21 protein-coding genes are annotated in these 19,186 nt (G+C 51.0%); 7 read left to right on the top strand and 14 right to left on the bottom strand.

What is annotated here, in order from left to right; genetic code table 11:
* The first annotated feature begins 20 nt into the window (after positions 1–20).
* Positions 21–347: an MGMT family protein gene (locus KCG43_RS04910; RefSeq protein ID WP_218383673.1), complete on the top strand. Its 327-nt coding sequence runs from the start codon at positions 21–23 to the stop codon at positions 345–347.
* Between the two features lie 52 nt (positions 348–399).
* Here KCG43_RS04910 and KCG43_RS04915 read toward each other — a convergent pair whose 3' ends face one another.
* Entirely contained in the window at positions 400–822 is a 423-nt protein-coding gene (locus tag KCG43_RS04915; RefSeq protein WP_218383675.1) for a YbaY family lipoprotein, read from the bottom strand.
* A gap of 129 nt (positions 823–951) precedes the next feature.
* Here KCG43_RS04915 and tesB point away from each other — a divergent pair, with 129 nt between their 5' ends.
* Positions 952–1,818 carry an acyl-CoA thioesterase II gene (gene tesB / locus KCG43_RS04920; RefSeq protein WP_218383677.1) on the top strand — a complete coding sequence of 289 codons (867 nt, stop codon included), beginning with the start codon at positions 952–954 and terminating at the stop codon, positions 1,816–1,818.
* Between the two features lie 162 nt (positions 1,819–1,980).
* On the opposite strand, the gene KCG43_RS04925 is transcribed toward tesB, so the two are convergent.
* The 3 genes from KCG43_RS04925 to KCG43_RS04935 all read right to left on the bottom strand — a co-directional run bounded on the left by KCG43_RS04925 (position 1,981) and on the right by KCG43_RS04935 (position 6,243).
* Complete coding sequence (locus tag KCG43_RS04925) at positions 1,981–3,765, bottom strand: SmdB family multidrug efflux ABC transporter permease/ATP-binding protein (protein WP_218383680.1); 1,785 nt, start codon at positions 3,763–3,765, stop codon at positions 1,981–1,983.
* Positions 3,762–5,507: an ABC transporter transmembrane domain-containing protein gene (locus KCG43_RS04930; RefSeq protein ID WP_218383683.1), complete on the bottom strand. Its 1,746-nt coding sequence runs from the start codon at positions 5,505–5,507 to the stop codon at positions 3,762–3,764. The genes KCG43_RS04925 and KCG43_RS04930 overlap by 4 nt, the downstream gene beginning before the upstream one ends.
* Before the next feature lie 259 nt (positions 5,508–5,766).
* On the bottom strand, positions 5,767–6,243 hold the full coding sequence (locus tag KCG43_RS04935; protein ID WP_218383685.1) for an Lrp/AsnC family transcriptional regulator: 477 nt from the start codon (positions 6,241–6,243) through the stop codon (positions 5,767–5,769).
* Between the two features lie 135 nt (positions 6,244–6,378).
* On the opposite strand from KCG43_RS04935, the gene KCG43_RS04940 reads away from it, so the two are divergent.
* Positions 6,379–7,446, top strand: coding sequence for a PLP-dependent cysteine synthase family protein (locus KCG43_RS04940; RefSeq protein WP_218383692.1), 1,068 nt, complete (start codon positions 6,379–6,381; stop codon positions 7,444–7,446).
* Positions 7,447–7,551: 105 nt separating this feature from the next.
* Positions 7,552–8,250 (top strand): 7-cyano-7-deazaguanine synthase QueC, encoded by a 699-nt coding sequence (gene queC / locus KCG43_RS04945; RefSeq protein WP_218383700.1) that lies wholly within the window; start codon positions 7,552–7,554, stop codon positions 8,248–8,250.
* A gap of 121 nt (positions 8,251–8,371) precedes the next feature.
* Here queC and KCG43_RS04950 read toward each other — a convergent pair whose 3' ends face one another.
* From KCG43_RS04950 to KCG43_RS04965, 4 genes are all read right to left on the bottom strand, one after another.
* Complete coding sequence (locus tag KCG43_RS04950; RefSeq protein WP_218383702.1) at positions 8,372–9,688, bottom strand: type II toxin-antitoxin system HipA family toxin; 1,317 nt, start codon at positions 9,686–9,688, stop codon at positions 8,372–8,374.
* Positions 9,689–9,940, bottom strand: a complete 252-nt coding sequence (locus tag KCG43_RS04955) for a helix-turn-helix domain-containing protein (RefSeq protein WP_218383703.1) — start codon at positions 9,938–9,940, stop codon at positions 9,689–9,691.
* 303 nt (positions 9,941–10,243) lie between these two features.
* Positions 10,244–10,606 (bottom strand): GFA family protein, encoded by a 363-nt coding sequence (locus KCG43_RS04960; RefSeq protein ID WP_218383704.1) that lies wholly within the window; start codon positions 10,604–10,606, stop codon positions 10,244–10,246.
* Positions 10,607–10,646: 40 nt separating this feature from the next.
* A complete protein-coding gene (locus KCG43_RS04965) occupies positions 10,647–11,540 on the bottom strand; it encodes a LysR family transcriptional regulator (protein ID WP_218383705.1) in 894 nt (297 codons plus the stop codon).
* 128 nt (positions 11,541–11,668) lie between these two features.
* Between KCG43_RS04965 and KCG43_RS04970 the strand changes: the two genes are divergently transcribed.
* Together KCG43_RS04970 and KCG43_RS04975 are read left to right on the top strand one after the other, a co-directional pair.
* On the top strand, positions 11,669–12,397 hold the full coding sequence (locus KCG43_RS04970; RefSeq protein ID WP_218383706.1) for an SDR family NAD(P)-dependent oxidoreductase: 729 nt from the start codon (positions 11,669–11,671) through the stop codon (positions 12,395–12,397).
* Between the two features lie 176 nt (positions 12,398–12,573).
* Entirely contained in the window at positions 12,574–12,906 is a 333-nt protein-coding gene (locus KCG43_RS04975) for a PBPRA1643 family SWIM/SEC-C metal-binding motif protein (protein ID WP_027254000.1), read from the top strand.
* A gap of 127 nt (positions 12,907–13,033) precedes the next feature.
* On the opposite strand, the gene KCG43_RS04980 is transcribed toward KCG43_RS04975, so the two are convergent.
* Both KCG43_RS04980 and KCG43_RS04985 read right to left on the bottom strand, forming a co-directional pair.
* The gene (locus KCG43_RS04980) at positions 13,034–14,275 is read right to left on the bottom strand and encodes a DNA glycosylase AlkZ-like family protein (RefSeq protein WP_218383707.1); all 1,242 of its coding nucleotides are present in this window, start codon (positions 14,273–14,275) and stop codon (positions 13,034–13,036) included.
* A 200-nt stretch (positions 14,276–14,475) separates the two neighbouring features.
* A complete protein-coding gene (locus KCG43_RS04985) occupies positions 14,476–15,516 on the bottom strand; it encodes an alkene reductase (RefSeq protein ID WP_192014746.1) in 1,041 nt (346 codons plus the stop codon).
* Between the two features lie 133 nt (positions 15,517–15,649).
* Between KCG43_RS04985 and KCG43_RS04990 the strand changes: the two genes are divergently transcribed.
* Positions 15,650–16,231, top strand: coding sequence for a TetR/AcrR family transcriptional regulator (locus KCG43_RS04990; protein ID WP_192015046.1), 582 nt, complete (start codon positions 15,650–15,652; stop codon positions 16,229–16,231).
* Between the two features lie 79 nt (positions 16,232–16,310).
* On the opposite strand, the gene KCG43_RS04995 is transcribed toward KCG43_RS04990, so the two are convergent.
* From KCG43_RS04995 to KCG43_RS05010, 4 genes are all read right to left on the bottom strand, one after another.
* The gene (locus tag KCG43_RS04995; protein ID WP_027253994.1) at positions 16,311–16,661 is read right to left on the bottom strand and encodes a putative quinol monooxygenase; all 351 of its coding nucleotides are present in this window, start codon (positions 16,659–16,661) and stop codon (positions 16,311–16,313) included.
* A gap of 217 nt (positions 16,662–16,878) precedes the next feature.
* Positions 16,879–17,349: a DUF1456 family protein gene (locus KCG43_RS05000; RefSeq protein WP_192014745.1), complete on the bottom strand. Its 471-nt coding sequence runs from the start codon at positions 17,347–17,349 to the stop codon at positions 16,879–16,881.
* Positions 17,350–17,592: 243 nt separating this feature from the next.
* Positions 17,593–18,189: a class I SAM-dependent methyltransferase gene (locus KCG43_RS05005; RefSeq protein ID WP_218383708.1), complete on the bottom strand. Its 597-nt coding sequence runs from the start codon at positions 18,187–18,189 to the stop codon at positions 17,593–17,595.
* Between the two features lie 134 nt (positions 18,190–18,323).
* Positions 18,324–19,094, bottom strand: a complete 771-nt coding sequence (locus KCG43_RS05010; protein ID WP_218383710.1) for an alpha/beta fold hydrolase — start codon at positions 19,092–19,094, stop codon at positions 18,324–18,326.
* Positions 19,095–19,186: the final 92 nt, after the last annotated feature.

Raw genomic sequence — 19,186 nt, forward strand, 5'->3', positions numbered from 1 at the left:
TTGTTACCCAGGATCCCAATATGGACGACTTTAAGAATCAAATCTACAGCCAGATCGCGCAGATCCCCGACGGCAAAGTGTCGACTTACGGTGATATTGCCCGCTTTGCGGGCTTTCCCGGTTATGCCCGTCATGTGGGAAAGCTGTTAGGTCAGTTGCCGGAAGGCTCTGCGCTGCCCTGGTTCCGGGTGATCAACAGTCAGGGGAAAATTTCACAGCAGGGTGATGACTTCCTGCGCCAGCGGCAATGTCTGATTGCTGATGGCATTGAGGTTTCTGTTACGGGCAGGATTGCTTTGAAGCGTTACCGTTGGGATGGATACCCAGAAGAGAGATCTCCTGAATAAGCAAAACCCGGCATAAAAGCCGGGTTTTAAGTATAAGGGTGCGGTTATGCAGTTATTGTGCTGCGCGTACCAGCATCAGATCCAACTGAGTGGTTTTGGACGGATCGGTAATCACATGATTGGCAGTATCTGTGATGAACAGCAGCTTACCGTTCACTTCGATTCGCGCGCTCACGGCATAGGTATGAGATGGCTTAATCTCTTCTTCCATATACTGGAGGCTGAATGAAAAAGGCACCTGCTTGCCTGCAGCCAGGTACGACTGGCGGCTGATCACTGTCGCGGGCACATCCATCAGAGAAACATCAGACAAGGTCACCGTAATCAGCGCATCATCCGGAAGCGCCATACGCTCACGATACGTCAGATTACCTTCAACTTTTTCGACACCTGCTTCTTTATTGATCATATTTGTACATGCTGAGATAACCATAGCCGTGACCAATAAGGTTAGTAACGCAAACATCTTTTTCATCGTTGTACCCTGCCCTTGATATTCCTCCCACAAACTGATGGTTCTAACACTTCAGAACCTTTCGCCTTGAGTTTATGGATAACTAACTGTAAAAATTTGGCTAATAATAGCATTATAACTGGAGCTCCGATGAGCAAAGAACTGAACGAACTTCTCAATCTGTTGCACTTAGAACAACTGGAACAAGGTTTGTTCCGCGGCCAGAGTGAACATCTTGGTTTACCCCAGGTTTATGGTGGCCAGGTCATCGGACAGTCCTTATCAGCAGCGAAAGAAACTGTGCCTGAGAACCGGTTTGTCCATTCCTTCCACAGCTACTTCCTGCTGCCGGGTGATCCGCAAAAACCGATTATCTACGATGTCGAAAACCTGCGTGACGGTAAAAGCTTCAGCACCCGCCGGGTAAAAGCAATTCAGAACGGTCGCCCTATCTTTTACCTGACAGCGTCTTATCAGGCGCTGGAAGACGGCTTTAACCACCAGCTTCCAATGCCTGAAGATGCCCCACCACCCGAGTCTCTGAAGCCTGAACAGGACCATGTCAAAGCCATCGCAGACCAGCTGCCCCGCAAATTTGTCGAGACCTTTGGCTGCGAGCGACCGATTGAAGTTCGTCCGGTCACTGTGGTCAATCCGCTCCATCCTCAATCAGAGGCGGCTAAACAATACCTATGGATAAGAGCCAATGGTGAAATGTTGAACGATCCTCGCATTCACCAGTACCTGCTGGCCTATGCCTCAGACTGGGGTTTCCTGGTCACCGCCCTTCAACCACATGCCGTCACGTTACTGACCCCGAAAATGCAGGTGGCCACCATAGATCACTCCATGTGGTTCCACCGCCCGTTCCGTATGGACGACTGGCTGCTTTATGTCATTGACAGTCCATCAGCCAGCGGCTCACGCGGTCTGGTCCGGGGTGAGATTTATAACCGTGACGGCGAGCTGGTTGCTTCCGCCGTACAGGAAGGTTTGATGCGTAAACGTGAAGACTGATTTATCTGGAAGACGATCATCTAAAAGACGTTCATCTTGCAGACATTCACCTTACAGACCTTGAGCACTCACTAACGGCAAAGCTCCCGGAATAGCAATATGCCACCATTATCCCGGGAGCCATTTATAGTGAATGACTTGTACATTTTTGTCAGGCTGATGTCAATTTTCTGCTGTCTCGGCAGGTGCTTCTTCCAAATGCTGGAGATGATCACTTACCTGCTGCAACTGGTACATTTGCCAGTACTGTTTGCGCTCAGAAAGCAAGCTGAAATGCGTGCCTCTTTCAATCACTTCCCCATGATGCAATACCACAATCTCATCGGCATCCATGATGGTTGAAAGCCGGTGCGCAATTACCACAATACTCATGTTCTGACGCAGCACCGAGAGCGTATGCTGAATTTTTTGCTCTGTTCCTGAATCTATATTGGCAGTCGCTTCGTCCAGTATCAGCACTTTCGGCTGCTCCACCAGTACACGGGCCAGTGCCAGTAACTGCTTCTGTCCGGCAGACAGGTTCACTTCCCCGCCTCCCAGCACAGTGTCTAAACCAAACTCGTACTGTTTTATCTGTCCGGCCAGGCCGACCGTCTCTAATGCGTGCCAGATCTGATCATCAGTCATCTCCCGCCCCAGGCTGACATTTTCCCTGACGGTATCACTCAGTACGTGCGGATCCTGCTGGACCATGGCGATGCCCTGACGAAGCACAGGCCGGCTCAGGCTTTCCAGCGGACGGCCATCTAACTCGACGCCGCCTTCGGAGCTTGGATAAAAGCCCATCATGAGCGAAGCCAGGGTACTTTTGCCGCTGCCCGTATGCCCGACCAGCGCCAGAAATCCCTGATGCGGCAGTTCGAGATCAATGTTGTCCAGCACTTTCTGCTTGCCGTCATAGCTGAAGCTCAGCTTACGGCATGCCAGATGCCCGCTGGTCAGCGGCCTTTCATCCTCACCGTATGCTTGCTGGCGCGAGTCGATCAGCGCAAAGATCCGCTCGCTGGCCACCAGTGCCTGCTGAAGCAATGATAATTGCTGTGTCATTTCGATCAGCGGTTCGGTGACCCGGCCCAGATAGCTCAGAAACGCATACAGCACCCCGACCCCGATCAGCTCTGTGCCACCAACACCAAACAGCGCCACCAGCGTCAGCAAGGCTATCCCGGACAGCAGATCAATCAAGGGCCGCAGTAAGATGCTGTTCAGTTTGGTCACCCCGATTTGCGCCTTGAGGTGCTGATCGGTCAGCCCGGCAAAATAGGCACTGAAGGCTTTTTCCTGCCGCATAAGCTGGATCAGACTCATCCCCTGGATGGACTCGCTCATCGAGGAGTTAATGTCCGCCAGCAAATCGCGCATGCGTCGATAGGCACTGGCACTTTTGTGCTGGTACACCACCATCACACCCACCACAACCGGCAACAACGCCATTACCACCAGGGTCAGACGCCAGCTCATGATAAACATCACAGTGAGCATCACCACAATCAGCGTGACGTTCTTTAAAAAGGTCGCAATCACAAAAACATAGAAATCTTTAATCGATTCAGTGTCATTGGTCAGCCGGGAGATCAGCTTGCCGCTGGGCATGTAATCAAAGGCCGACAGAGGCTGGTTCATCACCCGGGTAAACAATTGCTTGCGGACTTTCTGCACCACGCCGATGGCAATCTGATTAAAACGCAGCGACTGGGCGTATTTAAACGCTCCCGCCAGCATCATCAGCGCAATATAGGCCGCCACTAACGCCGCGACATCGGCCGCCGGAAACTGATCGACGGCAATATAATGGTCGATAAAGCGCTGCAATAACCAGGGACCGGACACATCCGCCAGTGAGGCCACGAACAATAACGCGATAGCAATGAACAGGTTGCGCTTATCGTCCAGCGCGTACCTGAGCAGCCGTTGTAATACCGCCCGGTTAACTGCCTGTCTTTTCATTGCCCCTCCTCAATGGCTTGTTCCAGTTTCTGGTAGCGGTGCATCTCGGCGTACCAGTCATCATTGATCAGCAAGTCCGCGTGCGTTCCGCGCTCGCTCACCTGACCGTGCTGCAGCACGACGATTTCATCGGCCTGCTCCAGCGCGGTCAGGCGATGGGCAATGACAATCACGGTTTGCCGCTGAGGCTGACTGCGCAGATTACGCAGGATCCTGTGTTCTGTTTTGCCGTCGACGGCCGACAGCGCATCATCCAGCACCAGAATTTCAGCATTGAGCAGCAGCGCCCTGGCAATCGCAATGCGCTGTTTCTGACCGCCGGACAGCGTGATGCCCTTTTCTCCGACCAGAGTGTTATACCCCTCAGGAAACAGCATGATATCTTCATCAATACAGGCTAATCCGGCAGCGTGACGGATGGCATCTATACTGGCATCCGGCCTGCCCAGCGCAATGTTATCGGCAATCGAGCGGGAAAACAGGAAGGGACTCTGGCTAACCACCGCAAAACGGCTGCGCCATTGCTCCAGGAGTGCATCGCGGATACACACGCCGCCATACGCAATGCGCCCATGGCTCAGCTCTTGCTGGCGTAATAGCAGCGCCAGCAAGGTAGATTTACCGCAACCTACCGGCCCGGCCAGCCCCAGCATCTGACCTGCCGACAAGTGGATCGCCAGCTCCTGCAGGGCAGGCTGGCGCTGCTGCGGCCAGGAAAATGCCTCAATCCGGATATCCAGCGCCTGACGGGTGTCCGGCAGTGCTTTGGTGCCGCTGACGATAGTCGGAGCCTGATCTAAAATTTCCTGCAGGCGTTTCCATGCCGCAGAGCCGCGCTCAAGAATATTGAACAGCCAGGCAATGGCCAGCATCGGCCAGATCATCAACCCCTGATACAGAGTAAAAGCGGTCAGATCGCCCAGAGTCAGTTCCCCCTGATGAATTAAATAGGCCCCGCCACCGACACTGAGGAAAAAGGACATCCCGATTGTCAGCTGGATCACAGGGTCAAACTTGGCATCCACTTGCACCACCCCGAAATTCTTTTCACCGGCATGGTCAACGACTTTCTCAAACGCGGCCTGCTGCCTTTGCTCCAGACCAAAAGCACGGATCATCCTGACGCCGTTCAGCGATTCCTGCGTGGTGTCCGTCAGGGCGGAAAAAGCGGCCTGCGATTCGCTGAATCTGTCATGCAGCTGGCTGCCAAAGCGCGAGACCAGCAAGGCCATAACAGGCATAGGCAGGAGCGCTAAAATCGTCAGTTGCCAGCTGAGCTGGGTCGTCATGATCAGCAAAACCGCCAATCCGGTGATCAGCGAATCCGCCGCGGTCAGTACGCCTTCTCCGGCTGTCATCACCAGCGCATTGACATCATTGGTTGAACGGGCCATCAGATCACCGGTTTTGTGGCGCTCAAAAAAATTCGGCGCCTGCCGGGTAAAATGGCGATAGAGTTTGTCTCTGAGCACAGTGCCCAGTTTCGCGGCACTGCCAAACAACCACAGACGCCAGACTATCCGCAACACATACACCAGCACCCACATCGCGGCCAGTCCGCCCAGCCACATCAGCATGGTGTTGATGGTCATTTTGCCTTCAACCACACCGTCGACTATCCAGCCTATGGCCCGGGGTGGAATCAGTTCAAAAAAAGCAATAATGACAAAAATAGCGATCGCGCCGCCATATCGCCGCCACTCTTGCCGAAAGTACCACCTGAGTTGCCAAAAAACCTGCATGTTTCCTCCAGCAAAGCACGGTCTGCTCACGAGAAGTAAGCCGAAGAACAGAAAAATATTATAAAGTCGGGTGGATCGAGAGGATAAAATCACTCGTCACACTGAGGTGACAATCTAGCAACATATTGGCAAAAAGGCAGGCTGGTTATCAACCCAAATGTAAGGAATGGCAGCAAAACAGCAGGTGATGCTGCCTATTTTCACAGCGTTAACGGAATATTTGTTTTTATACAGTACTTTTTCAATACAAATCAGAGATTTATAAAGGAAGCGCTGTGGTGTATTTCAGGGGTTCCATGGCAAACGTAGAGGTCACATTGGTTAATCCGCTGATACTGTTGACCAGTTTTTTATAAAAGCTGTCAAACGCAGACATATCTGCCATCTGAACTTTCATCATGTAGTCGTATTCTCCGGCCATCCGGTAGAACTCCATCACTTCCGGAAACTCACTCACTGTCGCGACAAAACGGTGATACCAGTCCTGAGAATGATCGCTGGTTTTTATCTGGACAAAGGCGATGAATGACAGCCCTAATTTGTCCGGATCCAGCAAGGCCACCCGCCGCTTCAGTATCCCCGCTTCTTCCAGCCGTTTTAAACGTTTCCAGCAAGGAGTAGTAGTCAGATTGACCGCTTCTGCTAAATCATTAAGCGACAGACTGGCATCCATTTGCAGCAAGTCCAGCAGCAATCGGTCCGTGGTATCTATTTCCGCTGCATTCTTTTCGGCCATATTTTTCCCTGAAATGTTTATTTTGAAGAAAAAATTTCTATAATTAATCAAAGCAACAATAATAATAGCAAAGAAATTTCCTCCCGTTAGCGTAAACTTTCATTGAGTTAATCAGCCAATTTTCAAGGATGTTTCATGCGTCACGATCCACTCTGGGTGAACCAGGCCATCAGAAAAATCGAAGCCGACTTTCAGCGCTCAGCCGATACCCATCTCATCAAACTGGACATTCCGGCCATTGAAGGAATCGACCTGTATCTGAAGGATGAAAGTACTCACCCGACCGGCAGCCTGAAGCACCGTCTTGCCCGTTCTCTGTTCCTCTACAGCCTGTGCAATGGCTGGATTGGCGAGCACACGACTATCATCGAATCCTCGTCTGGCAGCACCGCGGTTTCTGAAGCCTATTTTGCCCGCTTGCTGGGCTTGCCGTTTATTGCCGTGGTCCCCCGCCGGACTGCCCGTAAAAAAATTGAACAAATTGAATTCTATGGCGGCCAGGCACATTTTGTAGACGACCCTTGCCAGATTTATGACGAATCTCGTCGTTTGGCTGAAAAACTGAACGGTCATTACATGGATCAGTTCACCTATGCGGAACGTGCCACCGACTGGCGCGGCAATAACAATATTGCCAAGAGCATTTTTGAACAGATGCAGTTAGAAGCGCACCCGATACCAACCTGGATCGTCATGAGCGCCGGCACAGGCGGCACCTCCGCCACCATAGGCCGCTATATTCGTTATCAGATGCACGACACCCAGCTATGTGTGGTGGATCCTGAGCATTCGGTGTTTCACGATTACTACCTCACCCGGAATCCCACCCTGAAAGGTGAGCGCGGCAGCCGTATTGAAGGAATTGGCCGCCCGCGTGTCGAGCCAAGCTTCATCCCGGACGTGGTCGATGACATGCGCACCATTCCGGATGCAGCCAGTATCGCAATCGTTCACTGGCTGGAAAAGCTGCTAGGCCGAAAAGCCGGGGCTTCTACCGGCACCAACCTGTACGGCGTGCTGCAGCTCGCCAGTGATATGAAAGCACGCGGCGAACAAGGCTCCATCGTGACTTTACTGTGCGACAGCGGCGAGCGCTACCTGGATACCTATTTCGACACCGATTGGGTGGCCAGTAACATAGGTGATATTCAGCCTTACCTTGAGCAACTGGCGGTCTTCGAACAGACAGGGCAACTCAGTTGATCCTACTCTCCCGGTAAGTGCTTGTAACAAGGCAGGTGGCTTGGCATATCCTGACTCTCAGGGTAGGATGTGCCTTCTTTTTTGAACCAGATTCGGAGCAACACCATGCGCAAAGCCGTTGTCGTTTTCAGTGGCGGACAGGACTCTACCACCTGTTTAATTCAGGCTATGGCCAATTATGATGAAGTCCATTGCATCACTTTTGACTATGGTCAACGCCATAAACTGGAAATCGAAATTGCAGAGGCCATTGGCAAAGACTTAGGTGTTGCCGCGCACAAGGTGATGGACGTCGGCCTGCTGAATGAACTGGCCATCAGCTCACTGACCCGTGACAATATTCCTGTGTCCCATGAGCTGCAAGATAACGGCTTACCCAATTCTTTTGTGCCGGGTCGTAACATACTGTTCCTGACGCTGGCAGGCATTTACGCTTACCAGATAGGCGCAGAAGCCGTCATTACCGGTGTGTGTGAAACCGACTTCTCCGGCTACCCGGATTGCCGTGATGAATTTGTGAAGTCACTGAATCAGTCACTGGTACTGGGCATGGATCGTCCGCTGCGCATTGAAACGCCGCTGATGTGGCTCAACAAAGCCGAAACCTGGGCGCTGGCCGATCAGCACGGTAAGCTGGATTACATCCGCAATTACACCCTGACCTGTTACAACGGCATTATTGGCGACGGCTGCGGCAACTGCCCGTCTTGCGATCTGCGCCGTGAAGGCCTGGAGTCCTACCAGAGCAACAAAGACATAGTGATGAAAGCGCTGACCGACAAGCAGGCTGCAAACCGGGCTTAAATACCGATCTAACACCTTCCGAAACCAGCCGCCACGGCGGCTGGTCTATCATCGGCATCTTCATTTTCTAGCCGATTTCGCACAACATACTGATGGAAATAAATAATTTAAAAAATCCGTTCTAGCAAATCTCACCCATCCGCTGCGCCCGTTTCAGCATACCTTCAAAAATTGCTTCGCTAATCTCAACAGGAAAATCAGCTGGCAACGATGCCCGGACGGTTGCCACCGCCGCAGGGACTTTGTTCCGCACCTCATCTAAAATCGCCTGCATTGCATTTTCATCAAATCCAGCGGCTTTAGCAGTAGTCAGAAAATGACGGGGAAAAATAGAATACCACTTGTATTGACGCCCCTTAGTACCGTGCAGCCCCATGGCCATTTTCACTTTGCGCTCCGAGAGTCCGGCGCCACCCATCACCGGATAGACAGACAGAATGTCGTACAGCGGCGTTAACCGGAATGCACTATCTGGCAGCAGGTACACCGAAAAGTTCTTTGCGTGGCCGTCTGTCGCAGCCAGTAACCAGAACACGACCTGAGCACGCATGAAAGTTGCGCGATCCTGCTCTGGATACGCCGAGCCAAGCAGAAAAGTCATGATATCGACAATCCCAGGTCCGCCGTCACTCTCATATTTAAGACCAGGAGAAACGCCGAGTACCTGGCAGAAATCCTCCTGCGGCAGGCGCATGATCCACTGACGATCAGAGGCCAGGCGGCGGTCAAACCGGGTGACCGACAGCGCCCGGATATCACCCGTAGTCATCATCTCAGCCTCTGCAACCGGCAACCCCAGCGCAGCAGCCAGGCGTAAACATACCAGCTCATTTTCGACACTGGCGCTTAAATCAATGGTATGAGAAGGGCTTTGTATCGTACCGATCGGCAGCTTGATTATATGTGTGGTCGGGGTGCTGCCCATTGGCAGATGCCACTGGCCCTTCTGTCGAAGCAGGGCTGTTTTTTCCTGCGCACCAGCAATGGAGATTCGAAAATCCACTTCATTGCTAATCATTCCTAGTGGTGCGTCGGCCCGGTAGCCCTGTAGAATATTGCGCAAAGCCGTCTCATTCAGTACCTTGCTGTGAATCGCACGCACAGCTTCCGGCTGATATCCGGACGGATAAATCTGTAGCGCGCCGACACAGTCCATACCGACCTCGGCCAGCAGGTCAAACGGCTGACTCGAAGCCGCATGATAGCGGGCAACAATCCGCTGGCGGATCTGCATATTGTCCGGCAACAGATTATCGAAAAAATTATAAACCACTTCCCCTTTAAACCGACGTCGTCCCAGAGGTAATGACAGGGAGATCGGACGCGCTCCCGGTGTATTCAGCCAGCTCTCGCTATACCAAAATTCATGAGCGCCGGATGGAGAGCGATGCAGTGTGCCAATCGGATAACCGTTCATCGCAATCGTGAGATCAGCCATTTACCACTCTTCCTTCCACTGAGTTGCCGTTGAGAGGGCTTCGCCGCGCGGACAGATCTCCAGCTCCAGATCCAGTGCCGCCAACAGCTTGAACAAGGTATCAAGGCGGCTCCCGTCCGGGGCATTCTCAAATTTCGAAACTGTATCCTGCCGTAGCCCGACCTTACGGGCAACGACACTCTGTGACTGGCCCTGCTTCTTGCGCTGATCTTGCAGCAGGTGACTGAGCTGACGGGCGGAAGTGACTTTCACTGTTAACTCCTTACACGCGATAACCGGTAAAACCAATATTACACGCATTACCGTGTAAAGACAAAAATACACGGTAATGCGTGTAAAAAACAAAATACACGGAGTTGCGTGTAAAAAGCATCATTCAGTAGTAAAGCACTCACCGACAAACATATTTTTCTCATTACTGCCGAACCAGTCATCCCTCAAGAGAGGGTCCGCGGACTCAACTGATCTCGCTGCGGCTATCGACCAGCCTCCCGTAATCAGGCTAAACGCTGCTGCCGCTTGTTGAAATGGCTGGGTGGCTGAGTTATTTCCCACTCACTCGTCAATAAACTGCCAGGTATCCGCTCCATCAAATAAACGGATGCGAATCGGCCTGATCTCCTGAGCTGAAAACATGCTGTAATTCACCGCGAGCCGATCACTGCCGGAAGCAGGCGCAGAAGAATAATGTGTCACGCAGCCGCAGCGTTTGCAGCGATGAAAATGAATGCATTTATCACCGTGCTCATAATACTCGGAGCCAAACTCCCCCACCTGAATATCCACCTCTGATTCGGTCAGATACCCCCACAGTGCCCCGTAACGGTGGCAGAGCGAACAATTACAGCGGGTGGCGGTTTCGGTAAGTCGTGCAATGGTTAAACGGACATTGCCGCAATGGCACTGGCCTTGATACATACCTGACTCTCCTTTTCTTGATTACATGCCGATAATGGCTTTACCCCGGCCAGTGCGCCAGCAGAAATTGCCAGACCGCCTGCGATGCTTTGGTCCGTTCGCCGACACAGACAAGCTGTATCGGGCTGCGCTCTGGATGGCGCCAATCTGTCAGCACAGGCACTAACAGGTTCTGCTGACACTCTTGCTGCACGAAAGCAGGGTCAACCATAATAATCCCCAGCCCTTCACACGCCATGTCCACCAAAGCCCGGCTGTTGTCGGTTTTGATTGCCGCAGCCACTTCAACCGTTTCTGTGTCGCCGTTCGCGTCCTGAAAGGGCCAGAAATTAAAGCGACTGGTCGTATTTTCAAACACCAGGCAATCGTGCTGCGCCAGCTCATGCGGCGCTTGAGGGCGGCCCCGCTCAGCAAGGTAACGCGGCGAGGCAAACCATCCCCAGTGTTTATCCCCGATCTTTCGGGCAATCAGGGAAGAGTCCGGTAGCTGACCGATACGAATGGCAATATCAATTTTCGCATCCAGCAAGTCGACCGTCTGATCATCCAGACTCAGCTCAATCACAATATCCGGATACGTCTGGCGCAGTTGTTTCAGCACCGGCACCACAAAGCGCTGCCCCATCAAAATACTGGCACTGATTTTCACCCGCCCTTTCGGTGTCTGTTGCGTTTCGTCAATGATGCCATGCAGGTTCGATAATACCGCCCTGAGATCGCCTGTGCCCAGCAACAGGTTGCGGCCAACATCCGTCAACTGCAGTTGCCTGGTCGAACGGTGCAGCAAAGGCTGACCAATAAACTGTTCGAGCTGGCGAATTTTCTTGCTGACCGAAGATCGCGGTAAATGCAGTTCAGTCGCTGCTGCCTGAAAGCTGCCGCGCTCTGCCACCAGATGAAAGACGTGCAGCAGCGGCAAATTAAGGTATGACATATCCATCCCTGTGTATTTATTTCTCTTTCGGAACCAGTCTGTAGCTATATTGGTGCCTTATTGGCAACAGATCAAGCTGATACGCTGTCCACACAGTTAGAGACCAGCTCACAGGCAGGAGAAATACCATGAAAGGAAAGACATTTTTAATCACTGGCGGTACAGCCGGTATCGGGCGGGCACTGGCGGAACATCTGGTTCAGTCCGGCCATCAGGTCATCATCACTGGCCGTGATCAAGCCAGAGTTGATACGGCAGCACAGACCATTGGCTGCGCCGGGTATGTGGCAGACAGCGCCCGTTCAGCACACATTAAACAGCTTGCGGCCACGCTGAAACGTGACAATATTCAGCTCGATGGCCTGGTGCTGAACGCCGGTGTTTTCTACCCCGAATCTATGCTGACGACCACCGAAGCAGCCTTTGATCTGACCATGGACATCAACACCAAAGGGCCGTGGCTGACGCTGCAGCAGCTTCATCCGATCCTCAGCAACCCTTCCAGCGTGGTGTTTGTTTCCAGCATTGTCGTCAACAAGGCGTTTGCCAACAGTGCAGTGTATTCTGCCAGTAAAGCCGCATTTGAAGCGATTGCCCGTGTTGCTAATCTCGAATTCGCGCCGCAGGGTATTCGGATTAACTCGGTTCGCCCCGGTGTCACCGCGACAGAGATTCAGTCTAAAGCCGGAATGACCACAGAGCAGCAACAGGCGTTGTTTACCTCACTGGATAGCACGCCATTGGGCCGTGTGCTATCGCCCGGCGATCAAATCGGTGCCATTGAGTTCTTGCTTTCCGATCAATCGCTGGCCATGCGTAATGCCGTGCTGGAAGTCAATGGCGGGTACGGGCTGTAAATAAGCCGGCCCGCTGGAAAAACAGCCATCCGTTTTGCGTGATCTGCATACTGCCCTTCAGCCATAGTCTGAAGGGCGTTTTCTTGGTGAGTTTGTTTCATCACTGCTTTATCAATGACCATTTATGCGTATAATCGCCGCTCTGTTACGTCATACCAACGAGTGATGAATCTCCAATGTCAAAATTTTTTTTCAAAGGCCGCAGGGATGTAATGCAAAACCATGCGCAGTCGGGTTATAACGTAAACCGTGGCGTCAAGGCAGGTACTGAAGAAGCGCCCGTTTCTGTCGTGGTGAACACAGAAGCACGTAAAGCGGAGATTGAAGCGCTGGTTGCTGAACACGCGCTCGTGGCCGATATTGTCGTCGATGCCACTCAGGAAGAAAACACGGTTGAGCTGGATACGCTGCTGAACAAGCCCGCCACCATCACCTTTGAAAAGACACCCAACCGCAACGATCCTTGCTCTTGCGGCAGCGGTAAAAAATTCAAAAAGTGCTGTGGCTAACGCGACCTGAGTCGCTTTGCCTGAGCATCTATACCAGAGCATCTTTCAGCGACCTGCCTATGAACGACAAAAACCTGATGTTCATACGCAGGCAGCTCCGCCTCTTTTCCAGCCGTCTGTGGCTTTTTCAGCGACCTGTTGCAAATTCCTGCTTGTCTTCCAGCGCCTTCAGTGCACTTTGTAATGGCAGCACAAGCTGTTTGGGATGAGCCTGAGTCAGAGACACAGTGCTGCACGCCTGAAAATGACAAAACTGCGCGACAGCCGCAGCAAACGCCGCCATCAGCAGCTCCTCATCAAAACTATGATTTTCAATGTGCAGGGATTTGATTTCCAGATGGCTGATTTTTCGGTGCGCCTTGCAATCCATCCGTCCGATAAATTCACCGCGGTACAGTAGCGGCAGGCAGAAATAGCCATACTTTCGTTTGGCGGCGGGCACATAGCATTCAATCTGATAGTCATAGTCAAACAGCGATTTGAGCCGATCCCGCTGAATCACGGCATTGTCGAACGGCGACAGGATCAGCATCCGCTGATTCAGCCGGGGAACCGGGCGCTCCAGTGCCCCGGCGTCCATCACAAAGACTTCTCCGCTGCTGACTTTCACTTGTTCCAGCTCGCCCATCGCCAGCTTTTCCTGCACTAAATCTTTCACCGCTTTGCGCAGGTCGGTGCTGCGGCGCAGATAAGTCAGCCCCTTCATCGACATCAACCCATGACCACGCAGTTGACGGTCCAGCAAATGCGCTGCGAATTCCGCCATATCCGGCATTTGAGTGTTCACATGCGAAGGCAGTACCCGCTCGGTTAAATCATAGGTTTTCTGAAAGCCTTCGCGACTGCTGACCATCAGGTCGCCTTCCATATACAACTGTTCAAGCGCTTTTTTAGCGGGTTTCCAGTCCCACCAGCCTGCCCGCTTGCTGGAATTGGTGTCCACATCACGCGAACGTATCGGGCCTTCGGCGCGAATGCGTGCCAGCAGTTCTGTCATGAGTTTGCTGTCACGCTCTTTGTACCAATGCGTCTGGCCGCATTTGATCGCGTGTTTGTAGGGTAAGGAGAAACGAAAATCTTCGATGGGGATAAATGCCGCCGCATGGGTCCAGTACTCAAAAATGTCGCCATCGAGCAACAGCTGATGAGTCATGTCCGGCCTGAAATTCGGTACCCGGGCGTGAAACACATGATGGTGTGCGCGCTCCACCACAGAGATGGTGTCTATCTGCACATAACCTAAGTGGTTAATCGCTTTGCGTGCTCCGGCCAGGCCGCGTCCATAAGGCTGAGCCTGGAGTAACCCCTGTGCAGCCAACGCCAGACGCCGTAAACGCGCCAGATCCTGCGGCCGTTTTATTTCTATCACTGTCATCCTTCCCTAGCGTGTAATTTCACTGCCCTATCGTATCAGGATCAGCACCCGATATTGAGAGCGATGAAGCGTAATCGGCAATGATGGCTTTGATCTGATTCTGCGTCCCGCTCCGGTTACTAACCTTCGGCCCTTCACATAAATACGGAAGGCAGAGCCTTCCGTTCGATTTATGTAACAAGGTAAAACTTTGCTTATACCAGCTCGGCCAGCATGGTATCTGAGTATTCGGTCAGTGCTTCACCGGCTCGGACTTTGGCAACATAATCCGGATTGGCAATCAAAGGACGACCAATCGCCAGCAAATCGAACTTGCCGCTGGCAATCGCCTGACTGCCGCTTTCCGGCGTAAAACCGCCCACGCCGACCAGCGTCTTGCTGTAACGCGAGCGCATATACTCAGAAGCCGTGCCGCCCAGATAATCAAATTCCATCTGGTCGTCAAACACGCCCACATGCAGGAAGGCCAGGTTACGGGTTTCCAACTCACCCAGCAGGTAGTCAAATACTTCGCGATCGCGGGCATCGGCATCAATATTGAAGTAAGCCCCCGGCGACAGGCGCAGCGCAGTGCGGTCTTCACCAATGGCTTTCACGACAGCATCGACCACAGCCAACGGGAAACGCGCCATGTTTTCTGGGTTTCCGCCGAATTCATCTTCACGTACGTTGCTGCTGTAATGCAGGAACTGATCGATCAGATAACCGTTCGCGCCATGGATCTCGACCCCATCAAAACCCGCTTCCAGTGCATTGATGGCGGCCTGAGCGTAATCGGCAATCAGCTCTTCGATCTCTTCCTTGCTCGCCGGTTTCGGTTCGAGATACGTCAGCTCACGCATCCGCGGCACTGTGCCTTCCACACCCAGCGCGGAAGGAGCCAGCACAAAATCGCCGCCAAAGAAATGGGGATGTGCCACACGGCCGGTGTGCCATAACTGAGCAAAAATTTTACCGCCGTTGTCATGCACTTTATCGGTAACGTTACGCCAGCCTGCAATTTGTGCCGGTGTGTACAGCCCTGGTGTGTTCGGATAGCCCTGCCCGTCCGGACGGATGATGGTGGCTTCACTGATGATCAGACCAATCTCCGCACGACGGGCGTAGTAATCGGCCATCGCCTGAGTCGGCACCAGCTCATCATCCGCCATACAGCGGGTTAGCGGCGCCATCAGAATACGGTTTTTCAGTGTGATTGAGCTATTCAGTGCGAGAGGTTGAAACAAATTTTCCATTAGGGACACCCTGTGATCATTTCTTGAACGCCCATTCAAATTAGTCGATCTTGAATGCTCGTTCAAGTATTTTTTGAATGCCCATTCAAGATCGGATAAAATCCCTGCAAGCCACATGGATAAGAGAAAATTAATGCGCAGCGCCGAATTTGACCGCGAAACGGTATTACATTCCGCTATGGATGCCTTTATCGCCAAGGGTTACAGCAAAACCAGCATGCAGGATCTCAAACAGGCCACAGGGCTGCATCCGGGGTCCATCTATTGTGCGTTTACCAATAAACGCGGCTTGCTGGTGGCAGCTCTGGAGCACTATCAGGCTGAACGGGACAAAGTTTTTGTGCAGTTATTTGACAGCCAACCCACAATCATGGCTGGTATTGCGGCTTATCTGGAGCAAATGGTGATCGAATGCGAGCAGGAAGAGATTAAAGATTGTCTGTTGCAAAAAGCCCTGAGTGAACTGGCGCGGGACGATAAAGAGATTGAGCGCCTGATCAGCCATAAACTGAAAGACTGGGAGCAGCTGTTTGTCTGTAAATTTGAACTTGCCCAACGGAACGGCGAATTGTCAAATCAGCGCAATGCAAAAACACTTGCCCGTTACCTGGTCATGGGAATTTACGGCATCCGCGCCTATTCCCACACCTGCCCCGCACCTGGTGTGTTGCGCGAGCTGAGTGAAGAGTTGTTGAGAAATATTCAGGGGAGATGATGCTTCGGGAAACAAAGCGGCCCAAGTCTCTGAGCCGCTTGCGATAAACAGAAGGCAAGATGAACACTACAAGCGGAGGTTAGTCGTAAACAGGTGCGTCAAAGTTGTACCCTTCATCGGAATAGGCGGTCACGATCGCATCGTCAACCAGGCCTGATTCCGCTTTAACCTGAGTTTCGAAAAAGTGTTGAATTTGTTGCCGGCGACCATGCGCAGACCAGTCTTCTGCACTTGCCCAGATTTCGTTAAACACGATGGGATAGTCGTTTCTTGTCGCACTCGGGTGGTCGATCTGGCGGGTCAGTGTGTACTGAACGCAGCCTTGCTCGCGAAGCGAATCCGGCTCCAGTGCTTTCAGTACGTCAAACAGTTCGGCTTCTTTGCCTGCTTTGGGTTTAAATTGTGCCAACACATAAACGCGACTTGTCATTCGATTTCCTTTCTATTTCTGAACGTTAAGATGATGTCGTTTGCAAACGATAGCATAGAAGTGAGAAAGTTGAAGGCCGCCAGGTGCAATGTGGTGAAATGACGTCAATCGCGAATAAAGCTGAGGCATACGCCTTCACTTCATTGATTAACGCCATCTTCAGTCTGTCCTGAACAGAACAGAGTAAGCTATTGATTTATCATTACGCGCCAGATTCTTACTCGCTAGCGTTGGCACCTGACTGACGCTGAACAGCGGATAAAAATTGACGAAGGACTTCGTCTTTACATTCCCGGAAGTGCTTGTTGTCTGGCTTGCGGAAAAAGGCGCTCAGTTCATGCTTGCTTAAGCTCACACCGACAGTCTGCAGCATCTCAAGAATATCTTCCGCTTTTAAATTCAACGCAATACGTAATTTCTGGAACACCATATTGTTGTTCAGATGATCTTCCGGTTTGGGTTGCTCGCCATCACGCTTACCACGTTTGAAATTAATCAGCCCATTCAGAAACACGGCTAACTCAGTGTCAGTCAGCTTGATAAAGGTCTCGGCAGCGTCTTTTTCTAACCAACCCGCAACCTGTTCTTCGGTTGCGCTGAAATCCGCCATCGCGAAGATTTCAATCATAGTATTGTTTTTAAAATCAAAGGTATCACGTACACGACGCAAGATATCATTATTGGTCAAAATAGATCCTAGTCTTAGGTATGCCATGGCAATCAACACGATTGCTGGAGAGCGGTGATCTTACCAGACTTGCGAGCCAAGCCCTATCAATTGCTCATGTCGCCGCTGGAGAAAGATCCGAATGACACAGGCTCTCTGCGCAGGCTTAGCCACATTTGAACAATCAGGTAAGGAAAGTTGGGATCAAGAGCAACAGCGAACGAGGTGCAAACCCTTTTTGCTACAGTGCCCGTCTTTCAATGTTTAAGCTCGTTTCACAGCAACCACCGAAAATGTATGCCAGTGTTTCATTTTACCCAATGTCGTCTTAGCATCTTCGTCACGCTCGCTGAACCTGATAATGTCAAAGTCAGTAAACAGCGCTTTTACATGCTCCTCAGTAAGCGGTGTTGTCGGGCTTCGGTATTGTGAAGCCCAACTGTCGTTAATCCCCATGAAATCGCCAGCAAATACACCACCGGCTTCAAGGCTTGATTCAATGTTTTCCCAGGTGCTCTGAAAATTAGAAGGCTCAGCAAAAAAGAGGCTTGAGTTGGCAATAACGAGGCCGGATCTCGGGTAATCGTAAACTTCAAATGAAGACTGGCTGATTTCAACTAACGCTTTAGCTGCAAAACGATCACGGCAGATAGCGACCGACTCAGGGTTAATATCAAAGCCGTAAACTTGATAACCTTGTTTTTCAAGATACTCTATATCGCTACCGGTTCCACAGCCACAATCAACTGCTACAGCCAGGTTCGACTCATTTAACTTTGCGGCAAACTCAGTTCTCTTTAAATGAGCACGAGCCAACGCTTTTTCATAGAATTGTCGCCAGACCTCTGTATTTTCATCCATGTGCTAATCTTTCCTTACGAGAATCAAATCAAACCCCAAAGACAGACACAAGAATTTGTTAGAGTATTCAGAAATGCCTTTGGGTTCTTTGGTGTTGTCCGGCGCAGTTTTATATAAGCATCATTAATAATCAACTATGTCAGTTTGATGGCTGCTGAAATTGCCGTAGCCAGCCCTTCTGGATTATCCCAAGCCATTGAGTGTCCGGCACGATCTACGATTTCAATATGTATATTTTTACTTTCTAATTCTTTTAGGTCCGGATCAGGCAACGAATTACGCCCAAAGATAAACGTTTTTGAAACCTTTAATGAATAAAATACATCACGCCAGCTCGGGCACTGACCTTCTATTAATGATTTAGATTCTCTATAGACAGCAACAGGAGAACTCATCAATAAGCTTTCAGCCCAGTTTTCATTCGACTCTTTTTTACAATCATGAATTATCTGACTATGCCCACCATTTAAATACTCTTGTTCACTGTAAGAAGAAATTTTCTTGCTAAAAAAACCTCCTCCTGAATCAAGGTTTGCTTCACTAAGGATTAAACCTTTTAAAGTACTTTCACATCGAGCAGCTAAGTTAATAGAAACAGCGCCACCCATACTATGTCCATAAATAATAAATTCACCAAGATCCAAGTAATTAATAAATTCTTCAAGATATTCTGCATGGGCTTCGACAGAATAACTACATTGTTCTGGTTTATCACTAAACCCGGAACCTAAAAGGTCAACAAGCAATCTTCTATGCTGACTGAGGCCTAGCATTGCAGCAACCTGAGGGTAGTCGAAAGAAGATGCGCACCCTAACCCATGTATAAAAACAATAGGGATTTCTTCCCCCGGAAAATCATGGTAACGAATTTTTGCATTGTCATTTTTTAATCTAAATTCTTTCATATCTTTTAACACCACTTAAATAATTCCAAGCTACGAGATAATGATGGGGGATGAAGGTATCACCACAACACTTACATTCGTACATCAGTCAT

Origin of the sequence: Photobacterium sp. WH24 (assembly GCF_019204055.1) — a bacterium.
Lineage (GTDB): Bacteria > Pseudomonadota > Gammaproteobacteria > Enterobacterales > Vibrionaceae > Photobacterium > Photobacterium arenosum.